Source organism: Yoonia tamlensis (assembly GCF_900115105.1).
In the GTDB taxonomy this organism is placed as follows: Bacteria; Pseudomonadota; Alphaproteobacteria; order Rhodobacterales; family Rhodobacteraceae; genus Yoonia; species Yoonia tamlensis.
In genome coordinates, this window is the sequence record NZ_FOYP01000001.1 from 93,722 (window position 1) to 115,766 (window position 22,045).

A 22,045-nucleotide genomic window follows, 5' to 3' on the forward strand; every position below is an offset into this window, starting at 1 on the left:
CGGAATCCGTCCAATCTTGATGTAAAGGGCCACCAAGAGCGGCATTTCCTATCAATTCTGGACGAAGTTGTCATTCTGGACCGGGCGAGCGATCATTTCAATTTTTTTACCAATTGGTCAGCGTTTGCACATTTTTCGAGCATTTCGCAGGTGCCAGGTTGGCCGCGCGGCGGGCTATGGCCGAAAAACGGACCGCAACCACGAATCGAAGTGGCGTCACAACGGCGCGCAGAGCATTGACTGGCATGGAGCCATTGCCGGCATCTGAAAAATCATAGCTGTGGACCTCGGATAATGACGATGACAATTTGGCGCGACTGACCCGACAATATTTTGCGCAATGGCTGTATTTGTTGTGTGTATGCTAGTCGGAAAAGTTAAAGCTGATCGGCTCGTCGCTCGGAAATCCGTTTAACATTGCGCTAACCTGAACAATTGCCATCACCAACTAACTGAGGGCCCGACCCTGGCACCATACATTCGCGCCGCGCGTTGAAGCATGCACGAAGCTTCGCGTGGCCACAGAGTTCAGCCGAAACGGTCAGAAGGGCTAAATGGCGGACTGGGGAGGATTCGAACCCCCGACCCCTTGATTCGTAGTCAAGTACTCTATCCAACTGAGCTACCAATCCGCGTAGGGGGGGATTTAGACGGGCTGGCGCGCGGACGCAAGGCCCTAATTTGATTCTTTTGCGTTTCGTTCGGTTACGCCAGCGCGAGGTCGGCTTTGGGCAGTTCGATCACGAATGTTGTGCCGTCCGCGCCTGTGCTTTCAAGCCGCAAGCGCCCTCCGTGGCCGCGGATCAGGTCACCCGCAATCACAAGCCCGAGGCCGGAGCCGCCTTTGCGCACGCCGCCCTGGAATGGCTGGAACAGGTGCTCTTGGGCCTTGGGCGGCAGGCCGGGGCCGGTGTCAGAGACCGTCAGAAGCCAGCAATTGTCGTCTTCATGCGCATGAATGCAGATTTCGCCGGGTTTTTTCGTGGCCATGATCGCCTGACGCGCGTTGCGCACGAGGTTTTGCACCACGCGGTAAAGCTGTTCGCCATCTGCGCGGACGGTCATGGTGGCGGGAATGTCTTCGGAAAATGACATCTCGTATTCTTCGGCTGCAAGCCGTTCGCTGTCGATCACATCGCCCACAATCTGCGCAAGGTTCACGCGTGACAGTGTTGGCGCAGGTTCTTCGACGCGACCAAATGCCAGCGTGTTTTCGCACAGATGCACAGCGCGGGTAATCGAGCCGACAAGTTTGGGCGCCATGCGTTGCACAAGCGGGTCTTGGGAGCCTTCGATCCGGTCGGTGAAAAGCTGTGCAGAGGTCAGGATATTACGCAAATCATGGCTGACCTTGGCGACGCCGCTGCCCAATTGCGCCAACCGTTCCTTTTGCTTGAGCGCGCTGGTCAATTGCATTTGCATCATTTGCAGCGATTCTTCGGCAGCGCGCAGTTCTTTGATACTGGCCGTTGGCGTGATGATCTGGCGGGCGTCCTCTGGGGCCTTTGTGTAGGCCTGCATATGCGCGACGACCCCCTTGATCGGGGTGACCAGCAGGCGACGCACCGCAAAAAACAGCATCCCTGCGGTGACGACCGAAATAAAGGCGGAAAGGATCAGGATGTTCCAGCCATATTGAAGCATCGCGCTGCGCAGCGGCATTTCGTCAATCGTGACCTCGATCAATAGCCCGCCATCACGCACAGGATTGCCGATAATGCGGATCACGCGTTCTTGCTTATTTAGAAGCGTGGCCAATGCATCGCTGATCAGGGTCATGCTTGTCGGTGCGCGCATGTCATAAGTCGCGGTAATCGGCGAAGGGATCGGTGACGATAGCGCAAGCTGGCGCATATCATCTCGCCGAAGCACCACGTTATAGACTTCGGCATTTGTCAGCAGCTCTGCTTCCAGCGCGGGGCTGATCATATCAGCCGCCTCAAGCGCAAGAGACGCCAGCTGCGCCCGTTCAAGCCGTGCGTTCAAATAATCCTGACGGAACCGCGCGATAGAGGGCACAAAGATAAATACTTCGGCCAGCATCACAAATATGACCGTCAGGATCAGAAATCGGCCAGAAAGTGAGTTGGTCATTAACCCTCGCTATGGCAGCCAGCGCTGCACAAGTCCGACGACACGTTTGACCGTCGGGTTTTCAAATAGTCTTGGGGTAAAATAGGCACCCGCAGCGCGTTTGTTAACCTCACTAATTGTGGGGTAGGGCAAAACAGTGTTTGCGACGGCTGACATTTTCATTTTATTGGCAATCGCCATGGCCCAAATCCCGATCAATTCGCCCGCCTGATGGCCTGCAATTGATGCGCCAACGGGGCGGCCCTTGACGACCATCACCTTGATTAAGCCCTTAGTTTTGCGTTCCGCAATCGCGCGGTCGTTATGTGCAAATTCAAAGCGCACGGTTTCGACGCGATCCCCGTATTTTTCGATCGCTTGCACTTGGGTCAGCCCGACTTGGGCCAGTTCGGGGTCGGTGTAGGTTGCCCACGGGATATGATCGGTCCGTTGCTTGGATGGCAGCCCGAACAGCATGGACCGGATCAACACGCCCGCGTGGTAGCCCGCGACATGTGTAAACTGTAGCCCGCCAGCGACATCACCTGCCGCATAAACCCTTTTATTACTGATAGATCGCAGGTTGTCCCCGACCTTAAGCCCGCGCCGGTCATGTGCGATGCCGCCCTTATCAAGGTCAAGCTTTTCGGTGTTCACCTTACGGCCCACGGCCATCAGCAGGTGTGATCCGGTGAAATCGCCATTGGGCGTATGGACAGTAACCGTGCCATCCGCGCCACTGATTTTTTCGGCTTGGGTGTTCTCGACAATATTCACGCCCTCAGTACGCAAATTGTCCAGCACGATTGCCGCCAGTTCGGGGTCATCCTTGCCCAATGCCTTGGCGCCTTCGATCACGGTCACCGCGCAACCAAGCCGCCGATGCGCCTGCGCCATTTCCATGCCAATCGGGCCACCGCCGATAATGATCAGGTGCTTGGGCTGTTCGCGCAGATCAAAGATGTTTTCATTTGTGTAATATGTGACCGCGTCCAAGCCTGGGATCGGCGGAACCAGCGGGCCAGAACCTGTCGCGACCACAAACCGCCGCGCTGTCACGATAGTATCGCCGGCCTGCACTTCGGTTTCAGAGATAAAACGCCCGTAATGTTCGATCACTTGCACGCCCAAGCCTGCGAACCGCTCAACGCTGTCATTAGGCGCGATAGTGGCGATGACGTCATGCACGTGGTCCTTGGCGGCGGCGTAATCCACCACCGGCGCGGTGTCAGCAACGCCGAGGCTGGCCCCGTGGGACATTGCGTGGGCTTGCTTGGCCGATGCGATCAGCGCCTTGGACGGCACGCAGCCATAGTTCAGGCAGTCACCGCCCATCTTGCCGCCTTCGATCAGCACGACCTTGGCGCCCATTTGCACGGCGCCCGCTGCAATCGACAACCCGCCAGAGCCGCCGCCGATGATGCAAATATCTGTTTTAATCCGGTTCATGGTTCACAGACCTTTCTTGCCGCGCAGGGCTTTGATCACGATGGGCAGGGCGGCAAGCGCCGACAACCCGATAATGGGGAAAAGGATGGCAGGTTCAAAGATGATGCCAAGGTTGGGGGTTTCGCCACGCGCGAAAATCTCGCCCAGTCCGGCGCCAACCGAAGTATAAACAACCGATCCGGGGATAATGCCAAAGAACGTCGAAATAACAAAGCGGTGCAGCGGCACGCCCAAGAATGACGGGATCAGATTGGCGAGGAAAAACGGCACGATTGGCAAAAGCCGCATCAAAAACAGCATTGACCACTGGTTTTCGTTGATGCCTTCTTTGATCTTTTTGACCGGTCCGTCCGCACGATCAAGCCGTTGGCTGAGCGCATCACCAAGCCCCCAGCGCGCCGCAAGAAAAATCGCCGTCGCCCCAATTGTGGCGGCGGTCATGTTAAAGAGCGCGCCGGGGAATGTGCCAAACAAAAAACCCCCCGTCAGCGTGGCAATCGTGGCACCGGGCAGCGAAAAGGCGACGATGGCGATATAGGCGGCAATGAATACCAAAACAGTTGCAATATAGTTGCTATCGCGAAATGCGATCAGCGCCTCGCGGTTCTGGGCCAGCGCATCAAACGTCAGCTTGTCGCGCAATAGATAGGTGCCAACCGCCGCCACGATAAGAATCGCAATAAGCGGCAGTTTGCGGGTGATAGGGTGTGACATGACCGTTCCTGAATATTCTGGTGTTGTGCCATAGATGGACCTAACAGCGCTGTTGCGCACCCCGCCTCACGGCGCATTGATGGAAAACGACCGGTTATTTCAGTTTTAGCCCCTATTGGCCGCCGCGTTGAAACATTTGGACCTGTGACTTTCTTGGAATTGTTGCAGTTTCCTATGCTTGGGCGCGTTGACATGGGGGGGCGTCCTCTCTAAAGGACAGGTCTGAAATGTTGATCGGCTTCGAATCCCATATGGGGTTTGGCCTCGAACCGGAGAGAACGCGATGAAGCGCACGTTCCAACCATCAAACCGGGTTCGCAAGAACCGCCACGGATTCCGCGCACGGATGGCTACAAAAGCCGGCCGTAAGATCCTGAACAATCGCCGTGCCAAAGGCCGTGCGAAGCTGAGCGCGTAAGCGTTAAGCCTGTTTTGAGCGATTTGAAACCGCCGGTTGCGCCCGAAGGTGGCACTCCGGCGGTTTCCGTTTGCCTGCATACAATGATCAAGCGCGCGGATTTTGTGCGCGCGTCAAACGCCCGCAGGCAAGGAACCCCCGGTATTCATGTTCAGGCGCGCAAGCGTGCCGATAACGAAGCGTCGGGGATTCGCGTCGGGTTCACCTGTTCCAAAAAAGTCGGCAATGCCGTGGCCCGCAACCGCGCCAAGCGCCGTTTGCGCGAAGTCGCCCGTGCTGTGCTGCCCGAAATGGGCCGCGATGGCTGGGATTACGTGCTAGTTGGCCGCAAAGACGTGACGGCGACCCTGCCCTTTGATACGCTAATTGCGGATTTTCGCCGCGCGTTGAAAAAGGTGCATACATGACACCCCTTGCCTATCTCGTTTCATTGCCCGTGCGGGCCTACCGTTTGGTTTTGTCCCCGTGGATCGGCAATAGCTGCTGCTATCACCCGACCTGTTCGGCCTATTCGCTTGAGGCGTTGGAAAAACACGGCGCAATCAAGGGTAGCTGGCTGACGATCTGGCGGATTTTGCGCTGCAACCCGTGGTCCAAGGGTGGCGTGGATAACGTGCCCGACTAATCACGACCGGGGGCATGGCGCCCTGCGCGAAACCAATCGGGCGTGTGCCAGCGATCCGGCAAATGTTCTTCTGACCAATCGCCCATCGCGATCAGAACGGGCCGCAGCGCGGTCCCCTTGGCGGTGAGGTGATATTCATAACGCGGCGGCTTGTCCTGATATTGCACGCGTTCGGCCACACCCAGCGCTATCAGCTTTTTCATCCGGTCCGCCAGAATGCTGGGCGGGACATGTTCGTTTCCGGCTTCAAGATCGCTGAACCTGCGTTTGCCGACCAGCATGTCGCGGATGATGATCAGGGTCCAACGGTCCCCCCATAGGTCAAGGAAACTGGAAATCGGGCAGGGGCTGCGGTGTTCTGTGGTCATAGGGTGAATTTACCGGCCTGCTTTGGCAAAGTAAACTTTCGATTTGAAAGTAACATGTCTGCATAGTAACTATTGATTCGAAAGTAACTGGGGGACCACTATGGAACTGATCGCAATATTGGGCATGGGGCTACTGACGTTTGTCGCGGCGGCGGGGCAACATTTGTATACGGTACATAGCAAAGGGGTTGGCTTTGTGATGACAGACAGGGCGCAGCCGCTGGGTGCTGACGGGTTTGCGGGGCGATCCGCGCGGGCGCTGCGCAACACGGTCGAATCGGTCGCGATGTATGTGCCTGCTGCCGTTGTTCTAACGTTCGCGGCAGGGCAAACCGCTGTCACGGCAACCGCCGCATTGATATACCTATGCGCAAGGGGCGGGTTCTTGCTGGCCTATTGGGCAGGGATCAACAAACTGAGGTCGGTTTTCTGGGGCGTTGGCATGGCGATGATTATCGTCACGTATGTCGCCAGCATCCGCGCGCTGATCGCCTAACAAAAGATTGGAAACGCCCGCATCATCTGGCATATGACGCGCATGTTAGATGAAGCCGACGATATACACCCGCTGTTCTACGGTGCGCCCAAAACCACCGAGTTCAAAAAGCTGCGCAAACGCATCGTGCAAAACGTGCGCGAGGCGGTTGACCAATACGGCATGATTGAACGCGATGCGCGGTGGCTCGTGTGTCTGTCAGGCGGCAAGGACAGCTATACGCTGCTTGCGATTCTGTATGAATTGAAATGGCGCGGGCTTTTGCCGGTTGAACTGATCGCATGCAATCTTGATCAGGGGCAACCGGGATTTCCGGCAACCGTGCTGCCTGCGTTTCTGGAAAAGATGGGCGTGCCGCACCGGATCGAATATCAGGACACCTATTCGATCGTGATGGATAAGGTGCCAGCGGGACGCACGTTCTGCGCGCTTTGTTCGCGGTTGCGGCGCGGGAACCTGTACCGGATTGCCCGCGAAGAAGGGTGTTCCGCCGTTGTGTTGGGCCATCACCGCGACGATATTCTTGAAACGTTTTTCATGAACCTGTTCCACGGCGGGCGTCTTGCGACCATGCCACCTAAGCTGGTGAATGAAGAAGGTGACCTATTTTTGTACCGCCCGCTGGCCCATGTGGCCGAAGAAGATTGCGAAAAATTCGCGGCGGCGATGCATTATCCAATTATTCCTTGTGATCTTTGTGGGTCACAAGACGGGCTGCAGCGCCAACAGGTCAAACAGATCCTTGATGGCTGGGAAAAAAACAGCCCCGGCCGGCGTCAGGTAATGTTCCGGTCGCTGATGAACGCGCGGCCTTCGCATCTGCTGGACCCGAAACTCTTTGATTTTGCGGGGCTTATGCGGAACGCGGCGGGTAAAAACGAAGACATGCCGCACTAATCATGCGATCTGCGGCCTGCAATATTTAGCGCCATTACTGCCGTGAAACGACTAATGTTTGCCCAATTTCCATCATCGCACAAATACTTGCATCCGCAGCATTGCACAGAATGCACCGCGCTTACACGTTTCTTGCGGAACGGCAAGTAAGCCAACAGTTGTGTCGGCGGAAATCCGCAGCTATCAATTAGTTAATATTGGCAAAGTGAGCCTAACGAGTGTCAGAGCCTACGAAGTTGTAGGGTGGTTAAATAACGGTTTTTGCCGACCACATTGAAAGAAATTTGCAGCGTGTCTTGGGTCATGCCTGCCGTCGCGTCGCACTGGAGTTGATTATGATGACACTAAAAAGTATTTCTGCAACGCTGCTTTGCATGGCCGCACCTGCCGCGCTTTTTGCCGAACCTGTTGAATTGCGGTCGATCGACGGGTTCATCAGTGTCGACGGCGAGATCGTCGGTTACAACGGCACTATGGTGTCTGTGGAAACCTCGGTCGGGCGGGTCAGCGTGCCCGCATCAGAGGTCGTCTGCTATGGCACCGGTTGCGATGAGGCGATTGCAAGCAATGACTTTGGGCTAACGCGTGCGGCGTTTCGCGATGTTGTGACCCAGTCAGAGGTCGCGGTTGTCGGCGGATCTGATGATGTGATCGTCAGCTTTCTGACGCCGATGTTTGACAAAGTGTACCGGATCGTTGTCGGCGCCTATGTCACAACCGGCCAACCCGAGGCCAATCTAACGATCGGCGCGGCGGGCGAGATCACGCTAGATTCATCCGCGACGGGCGCGGTTGCGCGTTTGCGCATTGCCGATTTTGGAGAGCCATCCAACGCCGAAGTGACTGTCGCATCATTGCAAGGCGAAGCACCTCAAGCATTTGCCACAGCGGCAGATTGGGCGCGGGCACCTGCCTTGCCTGATCAGTATCTTGCGACGCGGGCATTTGCGGTGATCGCTGCACCAAATGTCGGCATCGAGACGATTTCAATGGCCGATCTGGCTGCGATCTATGCCGGAGATATCAAGAACTGGTCGGAACTTGGCGGACCGGATCTGGCGGTTCTGCCGCTGCAATTGCCAACAACATCCACAGTGCGTACCGAATTTATCAAACTGGTCATGGATCCAGCGGGCAAGGCAATCGCGGGCAATGTGCTAACAATGTCCGATGGCATCAGCATTGCTTCTTCCGTGAACCAGTTTTCAGGCAGCTTAAGTGTTGTCGAGCTCGCCGATGCCGCTGAAAACAACATTCTATCCGTTTCAGGGTCATGCGGTGCGCCGGTGCAACTGAACACATTCAACGTGATTTCAGGGGATTATCCGCTGGTTCGCCCGTTGATGATCCGTTTTGACGAAACCCCGCAAACGGATCTGACCTTTGAAGTGTTCGACTTTGCCGCGGGCGATATCGCGCAGCGGCTTATTTCTGCAGAAGGCTTTGATAGTCTGGCAGCCGTCGGGCAATCAGAGGACGCAAAAAACCGCCGGCTCAATCAACTGCTAGGGGCCACGTTTGAAAATGATGAACGGCTTGCTGCGGCACAGATGTTCCAGCGTCTGTTCGAAGCACAGCGCCTTTCGCCGACGATGTTTGGCGGCGCAACCAGCGGCCCGGAGGCCGGTTGGAACCGCGCAATGTTCAAGGTGCTTGCTGATGTATTGGCTACATCCGACATGGCAGGCCGCGAGGTCATATTTGCGGGCTTTGGTGCGCATGAAGACGGCGCGCTGGCCGCTTTGTCAGGGTCTGCAGCCGCTGCCGCTGATATGAAAGAAGCATTCCTGCAGTTTGCGCCGAATGTTGTTGCGACCAACGGTCTGGTTGTTTCGTCGCACGGGTTTGGCGGGATTTCTCCTGCGACCTGCTACGAAGGGCAAGTTGCAGCAAGCGGTCATAACCGTGTTGAAGTCTGGGTGAAATAACCGGAACCCACCCAAGAATAAAAATGCCGCAAGTTTCTTGCGGCATTTTTTTTGCGCAAATCCTGACGTTCACGGGCCGCTATCGCAAAACGATGGGTGTGATATCGCCTAGCAAAGCGATAAATGCTGTTTTGTCGGGATCTAAGGCTGGATGTTTTCAGCTGAACACATAGGTAAAGAGCATGAAAAAACATATCCTATCCACCGTCGCCGCGCTGGGGCTTGCCATTTGCGCAGGGGCCGTATCCGCACAAGAGCTAAGCCTCGGGCAGATTTCGCAATACCTGAACAGCTTGCAGACCGCGCAGGGCGGGTTCACGCAGTTTAACCAAGATGGCACATTGTCCACCGGAACAATCTATATCAAACGTCCGGGCCGGATCAGGTTTGACTATGCCGCACCCGACAATACGTTGGTGATTGGCGGCGGCGGGTCACTGGCGATATTTGATCCCCGTTCAAACGCAGGGCCGGAACGCTATCCGCTGAACCAAACGCCGCTTGGGCTTATTTTGCGGGACAATGTGAACCTTGAACAGGCAGATATGGTGACAGGTGTTGCATCGGACGGCACAACCACCACCGTCACGGCCCAAGACCCGGATCATCCCGAATATGGCAATATCCAGCTGGTGTTTACAGCAGACCCGATCGAGCTGCGCCAATGGATTGTCACCGATGATGTCGGCGGGCAAACCACGGTGATCATGAATGATATGGTTACCGGTGGCCGTGTGCGCGATATCTTGTTCAATATCCAGGCCGAGACACGCAACCGCAGCAACTAGGCCCAATCGAAAATGGCGGCCCGTTTGGACCGCCATTTAATCCTAACGCTTGCGGCACGCCCGCAACTGTTGGTCATACATCACGGCGCGGGCTTCGACCTCGCCTGCGATGCGGATCAGCCAGCTTTTGGCGCGCCATGTCCCGCGCAGATATCCTGAACGCCCGTCATGATAGGCAAGATACTGGTTGCGGGTATCGTCAATCGCCACGCCGGTTTCTTCGACGGTTTGCTCCATATACCAGCCCATGAAATCGGTCGCGGCGTTAATATCCTGACGACGTGCGCGCGATCCGCCGACTGTGTTCTGGTATTCACGCCACGTTGCATCAAGCGCCTGACTATACCCAACCGCCGATGATTGCCGCCCGACAGGGATCACACCCAGCGCATATTGATGCGGCGGGCGGTTATCGCTGATAAATTTGCTTTCCTGATAGATGATCGCCATCAGCGACGGCACGGGCACGCCGTACTTGCGTTCAACGGCGCGGAACGCGCGAAGATATTCGGGGCGCTCGGACACGATGCTACATGCGTCATCAAGGTTGCGCGGGGCCGAGTTATGGCTCGATCCTCCACAGCTGCCCAAAATCAGCATCAGTGCCATTGCGCGAAAGAAACTGCTCATCTGCCTCTCGCTTATTTTGTTTTTTTTGTACGATAGCCTGTTCCGGCCGATCTGCAAATGCCTAAGCGGGAAAAATCAGATCACAAAGGCAAGGATCAGCGGCAAATAGATCACGGATAGCAGCGTCGACGCCACAACAAGCCCCGCAACGGGCTGCGCATCGGCCCCGTATTTTTCGGCCAAAAGGTAGGATGTGACGGCAACGGGTGTCGCGATTTGCACAATCAGCACGGCGGCGGCAATCGGGTCCAGCCCGAACCATGCGGCTGCCCCCCATGCGGCCCCGACACAGATCACCACCTTGATGGCCGATAGCCAGACGGCTTGGGTCATCGCCTTGGTTTCCAGCCGCGCGACCGCAACGCCAAGCGTGACCAGCATCAAAGGAATTGCCATCTGCCCAATCAGTTCAAGCGTGTTTGTAATGACCTGCGGCGTGTGCCAGCCCTGCCACAAGAACAGCGCGCCCAGCAATGTCGCCCCGACCAGCGGCTCTTGGATGACGCGTTTCAATGATCCACCACCCGACACGATCCAGACCCCGATGGTAAACGACAAAATCGCCATGACTGCAAAAACCACAACCGCATAGCCAAAGCCCACTTCGCCAAACGCAAATAGCGCCAAAGGCAGGCCAAGGTTGCCGGTATTGCCAAATGCCAGCGGCGCCAGAAATGTGCGGGTGTCCAGCTTTGCGATCTTAACCAGCACAAAACATGCCGCCATTACAACAAGATAAGCGACCAAAGACGCCAGCGATAGCGCGGCCAGCGCTTCGGGGTCGATGTCGGTTTTCATCAACGCCACAAAAATCAGGCAGGGCACCGAAAGCGTCATGGTCAACCGTGTGACAAATTGCACGCGGTATTCAAACCCGAGCTTGACCCAGACAAACCCGATGGCTGCCAGAAAAAAGACAGGTGCTGTAATATTCAACACTGTAAAGATCATGTTCACAGACTGTTTCCCTAACTGGCGTCCTGCGCCGTGGACTTTTGATACCCTTGGGCCATATAATGGGGCCATGTTCAAGACGCGCGCGAAATATCATCTCGGCCAAGTGGTCCGCCACCGCAAACACCCGTTTCGCGGCGTGGTCTTTGACGTGGACGCGATGTTTTCCAACACGGACGCATGGTATAACGCCATCCCCGAAGACAGCCGTCCCAAAAAAGACCAGCCGTTTTACCACCTTTTGGCGGAAAACGATCAAAGCTACTACGTGGCCTATGTTTCGGAACAAAACCTTGTCGCCGATTATTCCGGTGAACCTGTCGATCATCCCGATGTCGATGATTTCTTTGGGCCGTTTTCAGACGGGCATTATCCGCTGCAAGGTCAGTTGAACTAGCGGCCAGCCGTGTTACATCTTCCGTTCACTTGATAGGAAGATTGCCATGCTCGTCGTCATTTCCCCCGCCAAAGCGCTTGATATGGATCCGGTTTCGGTGGCCCCAACGCAGCCCGCGTTTCAGGCCGATGCTGTGCGGCTGGCGAAAACGGCGCGCAATCTGACGCTGGGCCAGTTGAAAAAACTGATGAACCTGTCTGATGATCTGGCGCGGCTGAACCGTGACAGGTTCAAGGTATTCGCCGCCGAACCCGCCACTGATGCCGTCAAACCTGCGGCGCTTGCGTTTAATGGTGATACCTATCAGGGCCTCGAGGCCAAGACCCTAACTGACGACGATATGCGCTGGGCGCAGGATCATCTGCGCATTCTGTCGGGGCTTTATGGGCTTTTGCGCCCGTTGGATGCAATGCAGCCCTACCGTTTGGAAATGGGCAGCCGTTTAAAAACGCGGCGCGGGACATCGCTTTATGACTATTGGGGCGCGACGATTGCCAAGGCGCTGAACGCCCAAGCGGGTGCGGTAAATGCGCAATTCTTGATCAATTGTGCAAGTCAGGAATATTTTGGCGCGGTTGATCAAAAGGCGTTGAAACTGCGCGTGATCACCCCGCAGTTCATGGAAATCAAAGACGACAAACCCCGCATTGTCAGTTTTTTCGCCAAACGCGCGCGTGGGGCGATGGCGCGGTTTATCATTGAAAACCGCCTGACCGACGCGGACGACATCAAAGGCTTTACCACTGGCGGTTACGCCTTTGATCCTGATTTATCCGCGGGTGACACATGGGTGTTCACCCGCGATTATCCGTCCTAGATCCGTTCAATCGCCAGCGCGATGCCCTGACCGCCACCGATACACATGGTAATCAGCCCGCGTTTGCCGCCTGTGCGTTCGAGTTCATACATGGTTTTCACGGTAATGATCGCACCTGTCGCCCCCACCGGATGACCCAGCGCGATCGCGCCGCCATTCGGGTTTACCTTTGCAGGGTCAAGCCCGAGTTCTTTGCTGACTGCCAAAGCTTGGGACGCGAAGGCCTCGTTCGATTCGATCACATCGAAATCGCCCACGCTTAGCCCGGTTTTTTCCAGCAGGTTGCGCACGGCAGGCACGGGGCCGATGCCCATGACTTCGGGGCGTACGCCCGCGTGGCCATAGCCAAGCACGCGGAATTTTGGCGCAAGCCCCGCCTTTGCCGCCGCATCTGCTGTTGCCAGCACAATCGCCGCCGCACCGTCGTTAATGCCCGACGCATTGCCTGCGGTCACGGTGCCGTCTTTCTGGAACACAGGTCGCAAGCCGCCCAATGTTTCAAGTGTGCTGAGTTTTGGATGCTCATCGCGTGCAAAGTCTACCATGTCGCGTTTGACGCGGACTTGCACCGGCGTGATTTGGTCGTCGAAATACCCTGCCGCAATTGCCGCCGCCGCACGTTCCTGACTTTGCAACGCAAAGGCGTCTTGGTCGGCGCGGGTGATCCCATGCTCATGCGCCACGTTTTCCGCCGTGATCCCCATGTGGCCTGTGCCAAACGGGCAGTTCAGCGCACCCAGCATCATGTCTTGGGATTTGATATCGCCCATCTTTGCGCCCCAACGGGCATCTGACAGAATATAGGGCGCGCGGCTCATGTTTTCGGCGCCACCAGCAAGGCCAAAATCAGCGTCACCCAGCATCAAGGACTGGATCACCGACACAATCGCCTGCACGCCGGACCCGCAAAGGCGGTTCACGTTCATCGCAGGGGTCGTGTCCGGCACACCAGCGTTCATCGCGGCCACGCGGCTAAGGTACATGTCGCGCGGTTCGGTGTTGATCACATGGCCGAATGCGACATGGCCGATCTGGTCGCCCGCTACGCCCGCCCGATCAAGCGCGGCCTTGGCCGCAGCCGTGCCCAGATCAATCGGCGCGGTCCCTGCCAACGCCCCGCCAAAAGTCCCAATCGCCGTGCGCGCGCCGCCAAGAATTACAATATCAGTCATCGGTGACCCCTGTTGTTTTGATTTACCTTATCTTACGCCACCGGTTGATCAGGGCCAGAAAAACGTGAGGTCATAATTTATCGACGTCTGCGGCGTTTCCTTTGTGGATCACTGTGCTAGTCATAGACAAGCCGCGAGGGATCACTGTGCTAACTGTCGAAAACATCCACAAAACCTATGCCACCGCCGATGGCCCGTTTGCCGTTTTGCGCGGTATTGGCCTGTCGCTTGCCGCTGGCGAGACGCTGGCGCTGACAGGCGAATCCGGTAGTGGCAAAAGTACGCTTTTGCATATTATCGGCGGGCTGGACACGCCCGACCAAGGGCGGGTGGTGCTTTCTGGCACTGATATTGCCGCGCTTGACGATAACGGGCGCGCTGCGGTCAGGCGCGGAACGGTTGGCGTTGTGTTCCAGCAGTTCAACTTGATCCCAAGCCTGAAGGTCGTTGATAATATCGCGTTTCAAGCACGACTGGCGGGGCAGTATGATGCGCAATGGGCGGCTGATCTGGCCGCGCGCATGGGGCTGGAGGCGCAGTTGAACAAATACCCCGAACAGCTTTCGGGGGGGCAGCAGCAACGCGTGGCCATCGCACGTACTTTGGCGCCAAAACCGCGGTTGGTGCTGGCCGATGAACCCACAGGGAACCTTGATGAAGATACCGCCGCCACCGTGATGGATTTGATCCTTGAACTGGTGCGCGACACGGGGGCTGGGCTGTTGATGGTGACCCATTCGCAGGCACTGGCCGGACGGATGCAGCGCCGCGTGCATCTACGCGCGGGCCAGATCGCATGACACGCGCGACGCTGCATGCGCTTTTGTCGCATTGGTGGCGCAGCCCGCTGCAATTGTTCACGCTGCTTGCGGGGTTGGCGCTGGCCACCGCGCTTTGGTCCGGTGTGCAGGCCGTAAACGCCGAAGCGCGCGCAAGCTACCGCGCTGCATCAACCACCTTGGGCGAGGGCAATTTTGACCGGCTTTTGCGCCGCGACGGGCAACCGATTGATATGGCAACCTATATCGCGCTGCGGCGTGGGGGCTGGCTCGTTAGCCCGGTGATTGCGGGCCAGCTAAACGGTGTGCGCATTATCGGGGTTGATCCGCTAACCGCGCCGGGCAGCATGGGTGCAGCGCAATTGGCCCAAGATCAGGCGATCACAGGGTTTTTCACCGGACAGGGGCAGCTTTTGGGGTCTGCGGATGTCGCGGCGCGCTTGCCCGAATTTACGGTTATCATCAGCGAAAACGCGGCCCCTGATACGGCTGTGACGGACATTGGCGTTGCCCAAGATATCTTGGGCCGTGCGGGTGAAATCGACAGGCTGGTCATCGCGCCCGACCAACCCCTCCGCCAAGCCGATCTGGCGCTAATCGCGCCCGACCTGATCCGCCAGCGCGCGCAGGCATCCACGGATACGGCGCAGCTGACCGAGAGCTTTCACCTGAACCTTTCTGCCTTTGGATTACTGGCCTTTGCGGTGGGGATTTTCATCGTCAACGGCGCGATCGGGCTTGCGTTTGAACAGCGCCGCCCCGTGGTGCGAACGCTGCGCGCGCTTGGCGTGCCGCTGCGCCGCTTGGTGCTGCTTATGGCCGCCGAGCTGATGATTTTCGCGCTGGTTGCGGGGCTGGTCGGCGTGTTCTTGGGTTATGTCATCGCGGCGCTTTTGCTGCCGGATGTGGCGGCAACCTTGCGCGGGCTTTATGGCGCGGATGTATCGGGCACGTTGCAATTGCGGCCTGCGTGGTGGCTGTCCGGGCTGGTGATTGCGCTGGGCGGCACGGCGCTGGCGGCGACGGGCGCCCTGTGGAAGCTGTCAAAAATGCCCTTGCTTGCCGCCGCGCAAAAGCGAGCGCTGGCGATGGCGGCAGGGCGGCGCGCAGGGGCGCAGGCTGCGATTGCCGCGTTGTTGCTGGGGATTTGCGTGATCCTTGGGCTGACGGCACAGGGGCTGATCGCGGGGTTTGCATTGCTGGCCTGTTTGCTGATTGGCGCGGCGCTCTTGCTGCCTTTTGTGCTGGACCGCGTGCTGGCGCTGGCAAGCAAGGGCGCAAAAACCATCGCCGCGCAATGGTTTTGGGCCGATACGCGGCAGCAATTGCCGGGGTTGTCGCTCGCGCTCATGGCGCTGCTATTGGCGATGGCGGCAAATGTGGGCGTGTCGACGATGGTATCAAGCTTTCGCACGACCTTTACCGGATTTCTAGATCAGCGGCTGACATCAGAGCTCTATGTCGACACCGCCGATCCGGCCCAAGCCGCTGCATTTGTCACCTATGCCACACCGCGCGTTGATGCGGTGCTGCCGATTGTGTCGACCCAAATCACCATTGCCGGCCAACCGACCGAGATCCACGGCACCCGTGATCACGCCACCTACCGCGATCATTGGATGATGCTGGAGGGCACGGCGGACCATTGGGACACGACATTTGCGGGCGAAACGGTTTTGATCAACGAACAGCTGGCGCGACGGGCGGGGCTTGCGGTTGGCGACAGCACCAACATCGAAGGGCGCGATATGGTGATTTCCGGCATCTATGGCGATTATGGTAACCCCATCGGTCAGGCAATTATCGCCGATACGCTGTTTGCGGATCTTTATCCCGATGTCGCTGCGGATCGTTTTGGCCTGCGGATTGCGCCCAACGACGTGTCCGGCTTTGTGGCGGCTTTGACATCGGAAACAGATATTTCACCCGCGCAGATCATCAATCAAGCAGGGATCAAAGCCGTATCGCTCGCGATTTTTGAACGCACGTTTACCGTGACCACGGCGCTGAATATCCTGACCCTCGCGGTTGCGGGGTTCGCGATATTGATGAGCCTGCTGACCCTTGCCGCAATGCGTGTGCCGCAACTTGCGCCGGCATGGGCCATGGGTATGACACGGGCGCAATTGGGGCGGCTCGAACTGCTGCGCGCGGTCTTGCTGGCGATGCTGACGGCGGTGATCGCGTTGCCGCTGGGTTTGGCGCTGGCTTGGGCGCTTTTGTCGGTGGTCAATGTCGCGGCCTTCGGGTGGAAACTGCCAATGTATCTGTTTCCGCTGGATTACGCGCGGCTGGGCGTCTTTGCGCTGCTTGCGGCCGCGCTTGCGGCGCTTTGGCCTGCACGCCGCTTGGCACGTACCCCGCCTGCTGATTTGCTCAAGGTGTTTTCAAATGAACGTTAAGGTGCTGCTGTTTTCCCTGCTGCCGATCACAGCCAACGCCCAAGGGTTTGCCGGACTTGGCACCGCTGCCGAAGGGTTTTCTGTGCCACAACCGGGCTATGCCTTTGCCTTCCCCGCGGATCACGGCGCGCATCATGATTACCGCATTGAATGGTGGTATCTGACCGCCAACCTGCAGGGGCCGGACGGCACGGATTACGGGTTGCAGTGGACCTTGTTTCGCTCTGCCCTCGCGCCCGAAGCAGGCAGCGGATGGGGCACCCCGCAACTATGGATGGGGCACGCCGCCGTGACCACGCCCGATAATCACTATGTCAGCGAAAGGCTGGGTCGGGGCGGCATCGGGCAGGCGGGGGTGACAGCCGATCCGTTCAGCGCATGGATCGACGATTGGGAATTGTCCGGCGATTGGACGAATATGCAAATGGCGGCGTCAGGCGCTGATTTTGCCTATGATATGAACCTGACAGCCCAAGGGCCGCTGGTGTTTCACGGAGATGCGGGATTTTCCGTGAAATCAGCCGAGGGCCAAGCGTCTTACTACTATTCCCAACCCTATTTCGACATCGCGGGCGTGTTGACCCTGCCGCAGGGTGACGTACCAGTGACCGGGCAGGCGTGGCTTGACCGCGAATGGTCGAGCCAGCCTTTGGGTGCCAATCAAACCGGCTGGGACTGGTTTTCGCTGTCATTTGATGATGGGGCCAAACTGATGGGGTTCCGGTTGCAGCAAACCGACGGGGATCATTACACGTCGGCCACGTGGATCGCAAAAGACGGTCAGGCGACACCGTTTGCGGACGGGGCGTTTCAGGCTGTCCCGCTGACAACAAACGATCATGGCGTTCCGGTGCGCTGGCAGGTCACATTGCCGGCATATGGGGTTGATGCCACGGTGAGCGCAGTAAACAATCATGCATGGATGGCGACCAGCGTTCCTTATTGGGAAGGACCTGTTCGCGTAACAGGAAGCCATAACGGGCGCGGATATCTTGAGATGACAGGCTATGAATAACTGGTTTGAGACATTTGAAGGGCTGCGATGCCGCGTGTGGGAAACCCTGGCACGTGGCGTTGCGGATGCGGGCGATCCTGCGCGCCTGATAAATTTTGCAACGGTGTCACAGGATGGCTGGCCAGAGCTGCGCACCGTTGTGCTGCGCAGTGCAAACCCCGAGGATCACAGCATTACCGTGCACACAGATTTGCATTCAGACAAAATACGCAGTCTGCGTGCACATCCCCGCGCAGCGCTGCACCTGTGGGATGCCGGTCAGGATTTACAACTGCGCATGCAGGCCAATGTCAGCATCGCATCCGGAGACGCGACCCGTGCGCTTTGGGATATGATCCCTGATCATGCACAGCAGTCTTACGGGGTCGTGCCGCCACCCGGCGCGCCGATCAAAGCCGCACTTGATTACGTCAAACAGCCTGATCCGGCGACATTTGCCGTACTGACTTGCCAGATCGTGCACATTGATGTGGTCCATCTCGGGGCTGATCATCGGCGGGCGCAGTTCACACATGCCGGCCATTGGGTTGGCCAGTGGTTGTCGCCGTAATGACCGGTCAACCCCACAAGAATATCGTATTGATTGGTGGAGGGCATTGTCATGCGCTGGTTCTTCGGCTTTGGGGGATGAACCCGCTACCTGACACGCGCATCACCGTGATCAATCCGGGCCCGACGGCACCCTATTCAGGCATGTTGCCAGGGTTCGTGGCAGGCCATTATGCGCGCGCAGAACTGGATATTGATCTGGTCAAACTTGCCAAGTTCGCAGGTGCGGAGTTGATCGACGGGGCTGCCATCGCGATAGATCGGGGCGCACAAACCGTTGCTATATCGGGGCAGACGCCGATAACTTATGATGTGTGTTCTGTTGATATCGGTATCACATCAGAGATGCCGCAAATGTCCGGATTTTCTGAACATGGCACCCCCGCCAAACCGCTGGGTGCCTTTGCTAGCCGGTGGGACCAATATCGCGCGACGGCCCAAGCGCCCAAGATCGCCGTGATCGGTGGCGGGGTTGCTGGGGCAGAGCTTGCCATGGCGATGGCGCATGCGCTTGCGGACCTTTCCCCGAAGGTCACGCTGATTGATCGCAGCAACGTCTTAACCGCGCTGGGCGATACGGCGCGTCGAAAAATGCGTGCTGCTTTGGCTGCGCAGGGTGTTACGATCCTTGAAGATGCAGCGGTCGACATGTTGACGGAAAGCAGTGTCACTTTGGCGAATGGCAGCGAAATAGAAAGCGGATTTACGGTTGGTGCTGCGGGTGCCAAGCCTCACGACTGGATCACGGACACAGGGCTGGCACTGCATAAAGGGTACATCATTGTTGATCCGACGCTTGCGTCAGATGACCCGAAAATCTTTGCGGTTGGTGATTGTGCGCATCTGGGGTTTGATCCACGACCCAAGGCCGGTGTCTATGCGGTCCGTCAGGCGCCGGTGCTGTTCAACAACCTGCGCGCGGCGGTTTCGGGTGGCGCGATGCAGGCTTATAAGCCACAAAAAGACTACCTGAAGCTTGTCTCGCTGGGCGGCAAATCCGCTTTGGCTGAAAAATTCGGGCTTGCATGGCATGGTCCGCTGCTGTGGCGTTTGAAAAACCGCATCGACCGCAAATTCATGCGGCAGTTTGATTAAGGCAATAGCGGCACGCGGCCCGTTTCGGTCAGGGTCCAGCAGTGGCGGCCCTCGAATACGGCGGGGACAAGCGGGCGACCGTATCCTGCACCGCCGTCCAGATCAACGCGATTGCCAAAATGCTGCGGGTGATCCAGCGCGGTGTGGCCGTGCACAACAAGCTGGCCGAAATTGTGACCCGTCTCCAGAAAACCCTCGCGGATCCAGATCAGATCATCGGGGTCTTGGTGGGGCAGCGAAATATGCGGGCGCAGCCCTGCATGCACAAAAAGCAGTTGTTCGGTTTCATGCCACAACGGCAGGCTTTCGATAAACGCGATATGGTTTTCGTGAACGGCAGCCTGCGCGGCGGCGATCAACGCATCGGGTGTGATACGACCTGCCGCTATCTCGCTATGCAATAATTCTTCGGTTTCACCAAATTCTTGTTCCGCAAAATGCATTTCGCCATGCACACCATATGACGCAAGCGTTTGCACTCCGCCAAGCCGGGGGTTCAGCCAGTTCAATCCTGATTTTACGCGTGGGTCATGCTGGCGGCCTTCGCGGAAAAACCGCGCAAGAAACCGGTCGTGATTGCCGAGTAAACAGGTCCAAGGCTTGCCCGCGGATTGCCCCGCCATCAGGGTTTCGATCACGCCTCGGCTATCAGGGCCACGGTCGACGTAATCACCCAAGAACACAATTTGCGCGTCATCACCGCCGTCAGCTGTGATCAATGCCAGCGCATGGTCAAGCATCTCTTTTTGCCCGTGAATATCGCCGATGGCATAGATAGGGGGCATGGTCTTTCCTCGGATAAATGTAAAAAGGCGCATGGTCTCCCATGCGCCTTGTCTTGTTAGATGTCAAAGCTGAGCGGCTTGACCTGTTTGAACAATCCGGTCGCCTTGAGATCGTCAATCGCACTTTGTGGCATGGGCGCGTCGATATAAAGCAGGGCGATTGCCTCGCCTTTCTGGACCGCCCGCCCAAGTGTAAAGTTCGCGATGTTGACTTCATTTTTGCCAAGCAGCGTACCCAATGTCCCGATGATGCCAGGAACATCGTCGTTGGTTGTGTAAAGCATGTGCTCACCAACTTCGGCGTCGATATTGATGCCTTTGATCTGGATAAAGCGCGGTTTGCCATCGCTAAACACCGTCCCCGCAATAGAGCGTTCGCGGGTGTCGGTAACGATGGTGACCTTGACATAACCTTCAAAGGCACCGGATTGGTCTTGCTTGGTGGTTGAAATTTTCATGCCGCGTTCTTTGGCAACGACCGGCGCAGAAACCATGTTCACGTCAGGGTTTGATGCCTTCATGATCCCGGCAATCGTCGACGCGGTCAGCGCCTTAAGGTTCATCGTGCTCACCTCGCCGTCGAACAGGATGTTCACGGCTTTGATCGGCTCGTCCGTCATCTGGCCGATATAGTTGCCAAGGTGACCCGACAGTTTAATCCAAGGGCCCATGATCTTGGCCTCTTCGGCAGTCACGGACGGCATGTTCAATGCGTTCTGCACAGCGCCTGTCAGCAGGTAGTCGGACATTTGTTCGGCCACTTGCAGGGCCACGTTTTCTTGTGCCTCGGTTGTCGCGGCACCAAGATGCGGGGTGACCACAACGTTTGGCAGGTTGAACAGCGGGTTTTCGGTCGCGGGCTCTTCGGCGAATACATCAAAAGCCGCGCCAGCAACATGACCGGATTTCAGCAGTTCGGCCAATGCGGCTTCGTCCACCAGACCACCACGGGCGCAGTTGATGATGCGCACGCCTTTTTTGGTTTTCGCAAGATTTTCTGCGCTCAGGATGTTTTTTGTGTCCGCGGTCAATGGCACGTGCAGGGTGATGAAATCGGCGCGCGCCAGCAATTCGTCCAGCTCGACCTTTTCAACGCCAATTTCGGTGGCGCGTTCTTCGGACAGGAACGGGTCCATCGCGATGACTTTCATCTTCAGGCCGCGTGCGCGGTCACAGACGATTGAGCCGATGTTGCCGGCGCCGATAACGCCCAGTGTTTTGCCTGTCAGCTCGACACCCATGAATTTGGATTTTTCCCATTTGCCCGCATGTGTGGATGCAGATGCTTCGGGAATCTGGCGCGCCACGGCGAACATCATCGCAATCGCATGTTCGGCTGTCGTGATCATGTTGCCGAAGGGCGTGTTCATCACGATGATACCCTTGCGGGATGCCGCTTCGCGGTCGACGTTATCCACACCGATACCCGCGCGGCCGATGACCTTGAGATTGGTCGCAGCGGCGATGATTTTCTCGGTCGCTTTGGTGGCAGAGCGGATCGCAAGGCCGTCATATTGGCCGATGACCTCAAGCAGCTTGTCCTTGTCTTTGCCAAGGTCGGGCTGGAAATCAACGTCAATGCCGCGATCCTTGAAGATCTGCACGGCGGCTTCGGAAAGTTTGTCGGAAATAAGTACTTTAGGTGCCATTGTCAGCTATCCTTTTTAGATGGCGCGGCAGATCAAATTTCGCAA

At 57.3% G+C, this 22,045-nt stretch carries 23 protein-coding genes and 1 tRNA gene; 14 read left to right on the top strand and 10 right to left on the bottom strand.

Annotated elements, in window-relative coordinates:
* Positions 1–555 precede the first annotated feature (555 nt).
* The 4 genes from BM320_RS00475 to BM320_RS00490 form a co-directional block, all read right to left on the bottom strand.
* Positions 556–632, bottom strand: a tRNA-Arg gene (locus tag BM320_RS00475).
* Positions 633–705: 73 nt separating this feature from the next.
* A complete protein-coding gene (locus BM320_RS00480; RefSeq protein ID WP_090195010.1) occupies positions 706–2,094 on the bottom strand; it encodes a sensor histidine kinase in 1,389 nt (462 codons plus the stop codon).
* Positions 2,095–2,103: 9 nt separating this feature from the next.
* A complete protein-coding gene (locus BM320_RS00485) occupies positions 2,104–3,522 on the bottom strand; it encodes a dihydrolipoyl dehydrogenase family protein (RefSeq protein WP_090195014.1) in 1,419 nt (472 codons plus the stop codon).
* A 3-nt stretch (positions 3,523–3,525) separates the two neighbouring features.
* A complete protein-coding gene (locus tag BM320_RS00490) occupies positions 3,526–4,236 on the bottom strand; it encodes a TVP38/TMEM64 family protein (protein WP_090195017.1) in 711 nt (236 codons plus the stop codon).
* A gap of 283 nt (positions 4,237–4,519) precedes the next feature.
* Between BM320_RS00490 and rpmH the strand changes: the two genes are divergently transcribed.
* Genes rpmH through yidD form a run of 3 tightly spaced genes read left to right on the top strand, consistent with a single transcriptional unit; the run spans position 4,520 to position 5,279 of the window.
* Positions 4,520–4,654 carry a 50S ribosomal protein L34 gene (gene rpmH / locus BM320_RS00495; protein WP_008231458.1) on the top strand — a complete coding sequence of 45 codons (135 nt, stop codon included), beginning with the start codon at positions 4,520–4,522 and terminating at the stop codon, positions 4,652–4,654.
* Positions 4,655–4,677: 23 nt separating this feature from the next.
* Positions 4,678–5,061, top strand: coding sequence for a ribonuclease P protein component (rnpA, locus tag BM320_RS00500; protein ID WP_375342068.1), 384 nt, complete (start codon positions 4,678–4,680; stop codon positions 5,059–5,061).
* Positions 5,058–5,279 (top strand): membrane protein insertion efficiency factor YidD, encoded by a 222-nt coding sequence (gene yidD / locus BM320_RS00505; RefSeq protein WP_090195019.1) that lies wholly within the window; start codon positions 5,058–5,060, stop codon positions 5,277–5,279. Before rnpA ends, yidD begins: the two co-directional genes overlap by 4 nt.
* Here the strand turns inward: yidD and BM320_RS00510 are convergent.
* A complete protein-coding gene (locus tag BM320_RS00510) occupies positions 5,276–5,647 on the bottom strand; it encodes a winged helix-turn-helix transcriptional regulator (protein WP_090195022.1) in 372 nt (123 codons plus the stop codon). The two genes, yidD and BM320_RS00510, sit on opposite strands and share 4 nt — an antisense overlap.
* A gap of 100 nt (positions 5,648–5,747) precedes the next feature.
* On the opposite strand from BM320_RS00510, the gene BM320_RS00515 reads away from it, so the two are divergent.
* The 4 genes from BM320_RS00515 (at position 5,748) to BM320_RS00530 (ending at position 9,756) form a co-directional block, all read left to right on the top strand.
* Positions 5,748–6,143 carry an MAPEG family protein gene (locus BM320_RS00515; protein WP_090195024.1) on the top strand — a complete coding sequence of 132 codons (396 nt, stop codon included), beginning with the start codon at positions 5,748–5,750 and terminating at the stop codon, positions 6,141–6,143.
* 42 nt (positions 6,144–6,185) lie between these two features.
* Positions 6,186–7,040, top strand: a complete 855-nt coding sequence (ttcA, locus tag BM320_RS00520) for a tRNA 2-thiocytidine(32) synthetase TtcA (RefSeq protein WP_090200194.1) — start codon at positions 6,186–6,188, stop codon at positions 7,038–7,040.
* A gap of 335 nt (positions 7,041–7,375) precedes the next feature.
* Positions 7,376–8,968, top strand: a complete 1,593-nt coding sequence (locus tag BM320_RS00525) for a PstS family phosphate ABC transporter substrate-binding protein (RefSeq protein ID WP_131802227.1) — start codon at positions 7,376–7,378, stop codon at positions 8,966–8,968.
* 182 nt (positions 8,969–9,150) lie between these two features.
* The gene (locus BM320_RS00530) at positions 9,151–9,756 is read left to right on the top strand and encodes a LolA family protein (RefSeq protein WP_090195030.1); all 606 of its coding nucleotides are present in this window, start codon (positions 9,151–9,153) and stop codon (positions 9,754–9,756) included.
* Positions 9,757–9,798: 42 nt separating this feature from the next.
* Here the strand turns inward: BM320_RS00530 and BM320_RS00535 are convergent, their stop codons facing one another.
* Together BM320_RS00535 and BM320_RS00540 are read right to left on the bottom strand one after the other, a co-directional pair.
* Positions 9,799–10,386, bottom strand: coding sequence for a transglycosylase SLT domain-containing protein (locus BM320_RS00535; RefSeq protein WP_090195033.1), 588 nt, complete (start codon positions 10,384–10,386; stop codon positions 9,799–9,801).
* 75 nt (positions 10,387–10,461) lie between these two features.
* Positions 10,462–11,343 (bottom strand): AEC family transporter, encoded by an 882-nt coding sequence (locus BM320_RS00540; protein ID WP_090195036.1) that lies wholly within the window; start codon positions 11,341–11,343, stop codon positions 10,462–10,464.
* Between the two features lie 67 nt (positions 11,344–11,410).
* Here BM320_RS00540 and hspQ point away from each other — a divergent pair, with 67 nt between their 5' ends.
* Together hspQ and yaaA are read left to right on the top strand one after the other, a co-directional pair.
* Positions 11,411–11,737 carry a heat shock protein HspQ gene (gene hspQ / locus BM320_RS00545; protein WP_090195038.1) on the top strand — a complete coding sequence of 109 codons (327 nt, stop codon included), beginning with the start codon at positions 11,411–11,413 and terminating at the stop codon, positions 11,735–11,737.
* A 46-nt stretch (positions 11,738–11,783) separates the two neighbouring features.
* Positions 11,784–12,554, top strand: coding sequence for a peroxide stress protein YaaA (gene yaaA / locus BM320_RS00550; RefSeq protein WP_090195041.1), 771 nt, complete (start codon positions 11,784–11,786; stop codon positions 12,552–12,554).
* Here yaaA and BM320_RS00555 read toward each other — a convergent pair.
* Positions 12,551–13,726, bottom strand: coding sequence for an acetyl-CoA C-acyltransferase family protein (locus BM320_RS00555; RefSeq protein WP_090195042.1), 1,176 nt, complete (start codon positions 13,724–13,726; stop codon positions 12,551–12,553). The genes yaaA and BM320_RS00555 overlap by 4 nt on opposite strands.
* A gap of 140 nt (positions 13,727–13,866) precedes the next feature.
* Between BM320_RS00555 and BM320_RS00560 the strand changes: the two genes are divergently transcribed.
* From BM320_RS00560 to BM320_RS00580, 5 genes are read left to right on the top strand one after another with little or no spacing between them, the layout of a single operon-like run.
* Positions 13,867–14,526 (top strand): ABC transporter ATP-binding protein, encoded by a 660-nt coding sequence (locus BM320_RS00560; protein WP_090200196.1) that lies wholly within the window; start codon positions 13,867–13,869, stop codon positions 14,524–14,526.
* Positions 14,523–16,907, top strand: a complete 2,385-nt coding sequence (locus BM320_RS00565; RefSeq protein WP_090195045.1) for an ABC transporter permease — start codon at positions 14,523–14,525, stop codon at positions 16,905–16,907. Before BM320_RS00560 ends, BM320_RS00565 begins: the two co-directional genes overlap by 4 nt.
* Entirely contained in the window at positions 16,897–17,922 is a 1,026-nt protein-coding gene (locus BM320_RS00570) for a lipocalin-like domain-containing protein (RefSeq protein WP_090195047.1), read from the top strand. Before BM320_RS00565 ends, BM320_RS00570 begins: the two co-directional genes overlap by 11 nt.
* On the top strand, positions 17,915–18,472 hold the full coding sequence (locus BM320_RS00575) for a pyridoxamine 5'-phosphate oxidase family protein (RefSeq protein WP_090195050.1): 558 nt from the start codon (positions 17,915–17,917) through the stop codon (positions 18,470–18,472). The genes BM320_RS00570 and BM320_RS00575 overlap by 8 nt, the downstream gene beginning before the upstream one ends.
* Complete coding sequence (locus tag BM320_RS00580; protein ID WP_090195053.1) at positions 18,472–19,566, top strand: slr1591 family oxidoreductase; 1,095 nt, start codon at positions 18,472–18,474, stop codon at positions 19,564–19,566. The genes BM320_RS00575 and BM320_RS00580 overlap by 1 nt, the downstream gene beginning before the upstream one ends.
* Here BM320_RS00580 and BM320_RS00585 read toward each other — a convergent pair.
* Positions 19,563–20,351, bottom strand: a complete 789-nt coding sequence (locus tag BM320_RS00585) for a metallophosphoesterase family protein (RefSeq protein WP_090195056.1) — start codon at positions 20,349–20,351, stop codon at positions 19,563–19,565. The genes BM320_RS00580 and BM320_RS00585 overlap by 4 nt on opposite strands.
* A 56-nt stretch (positions 20,352–20,407) precedes the next feature.
* Positions 20,408–22,000, bottom strand: coding sequence for a phosphoglycerate dehydrogenase (gene serA / locus BM320_RS00590; RefSeq protein WP_090195058.1), 1,593 nt, complete (start codon positions 21,998–22,000; stop codon positions 20,408–20,410).
* Between the last annotated feature and the right edge of the window lie 45 nt (positions 22,001–22,045).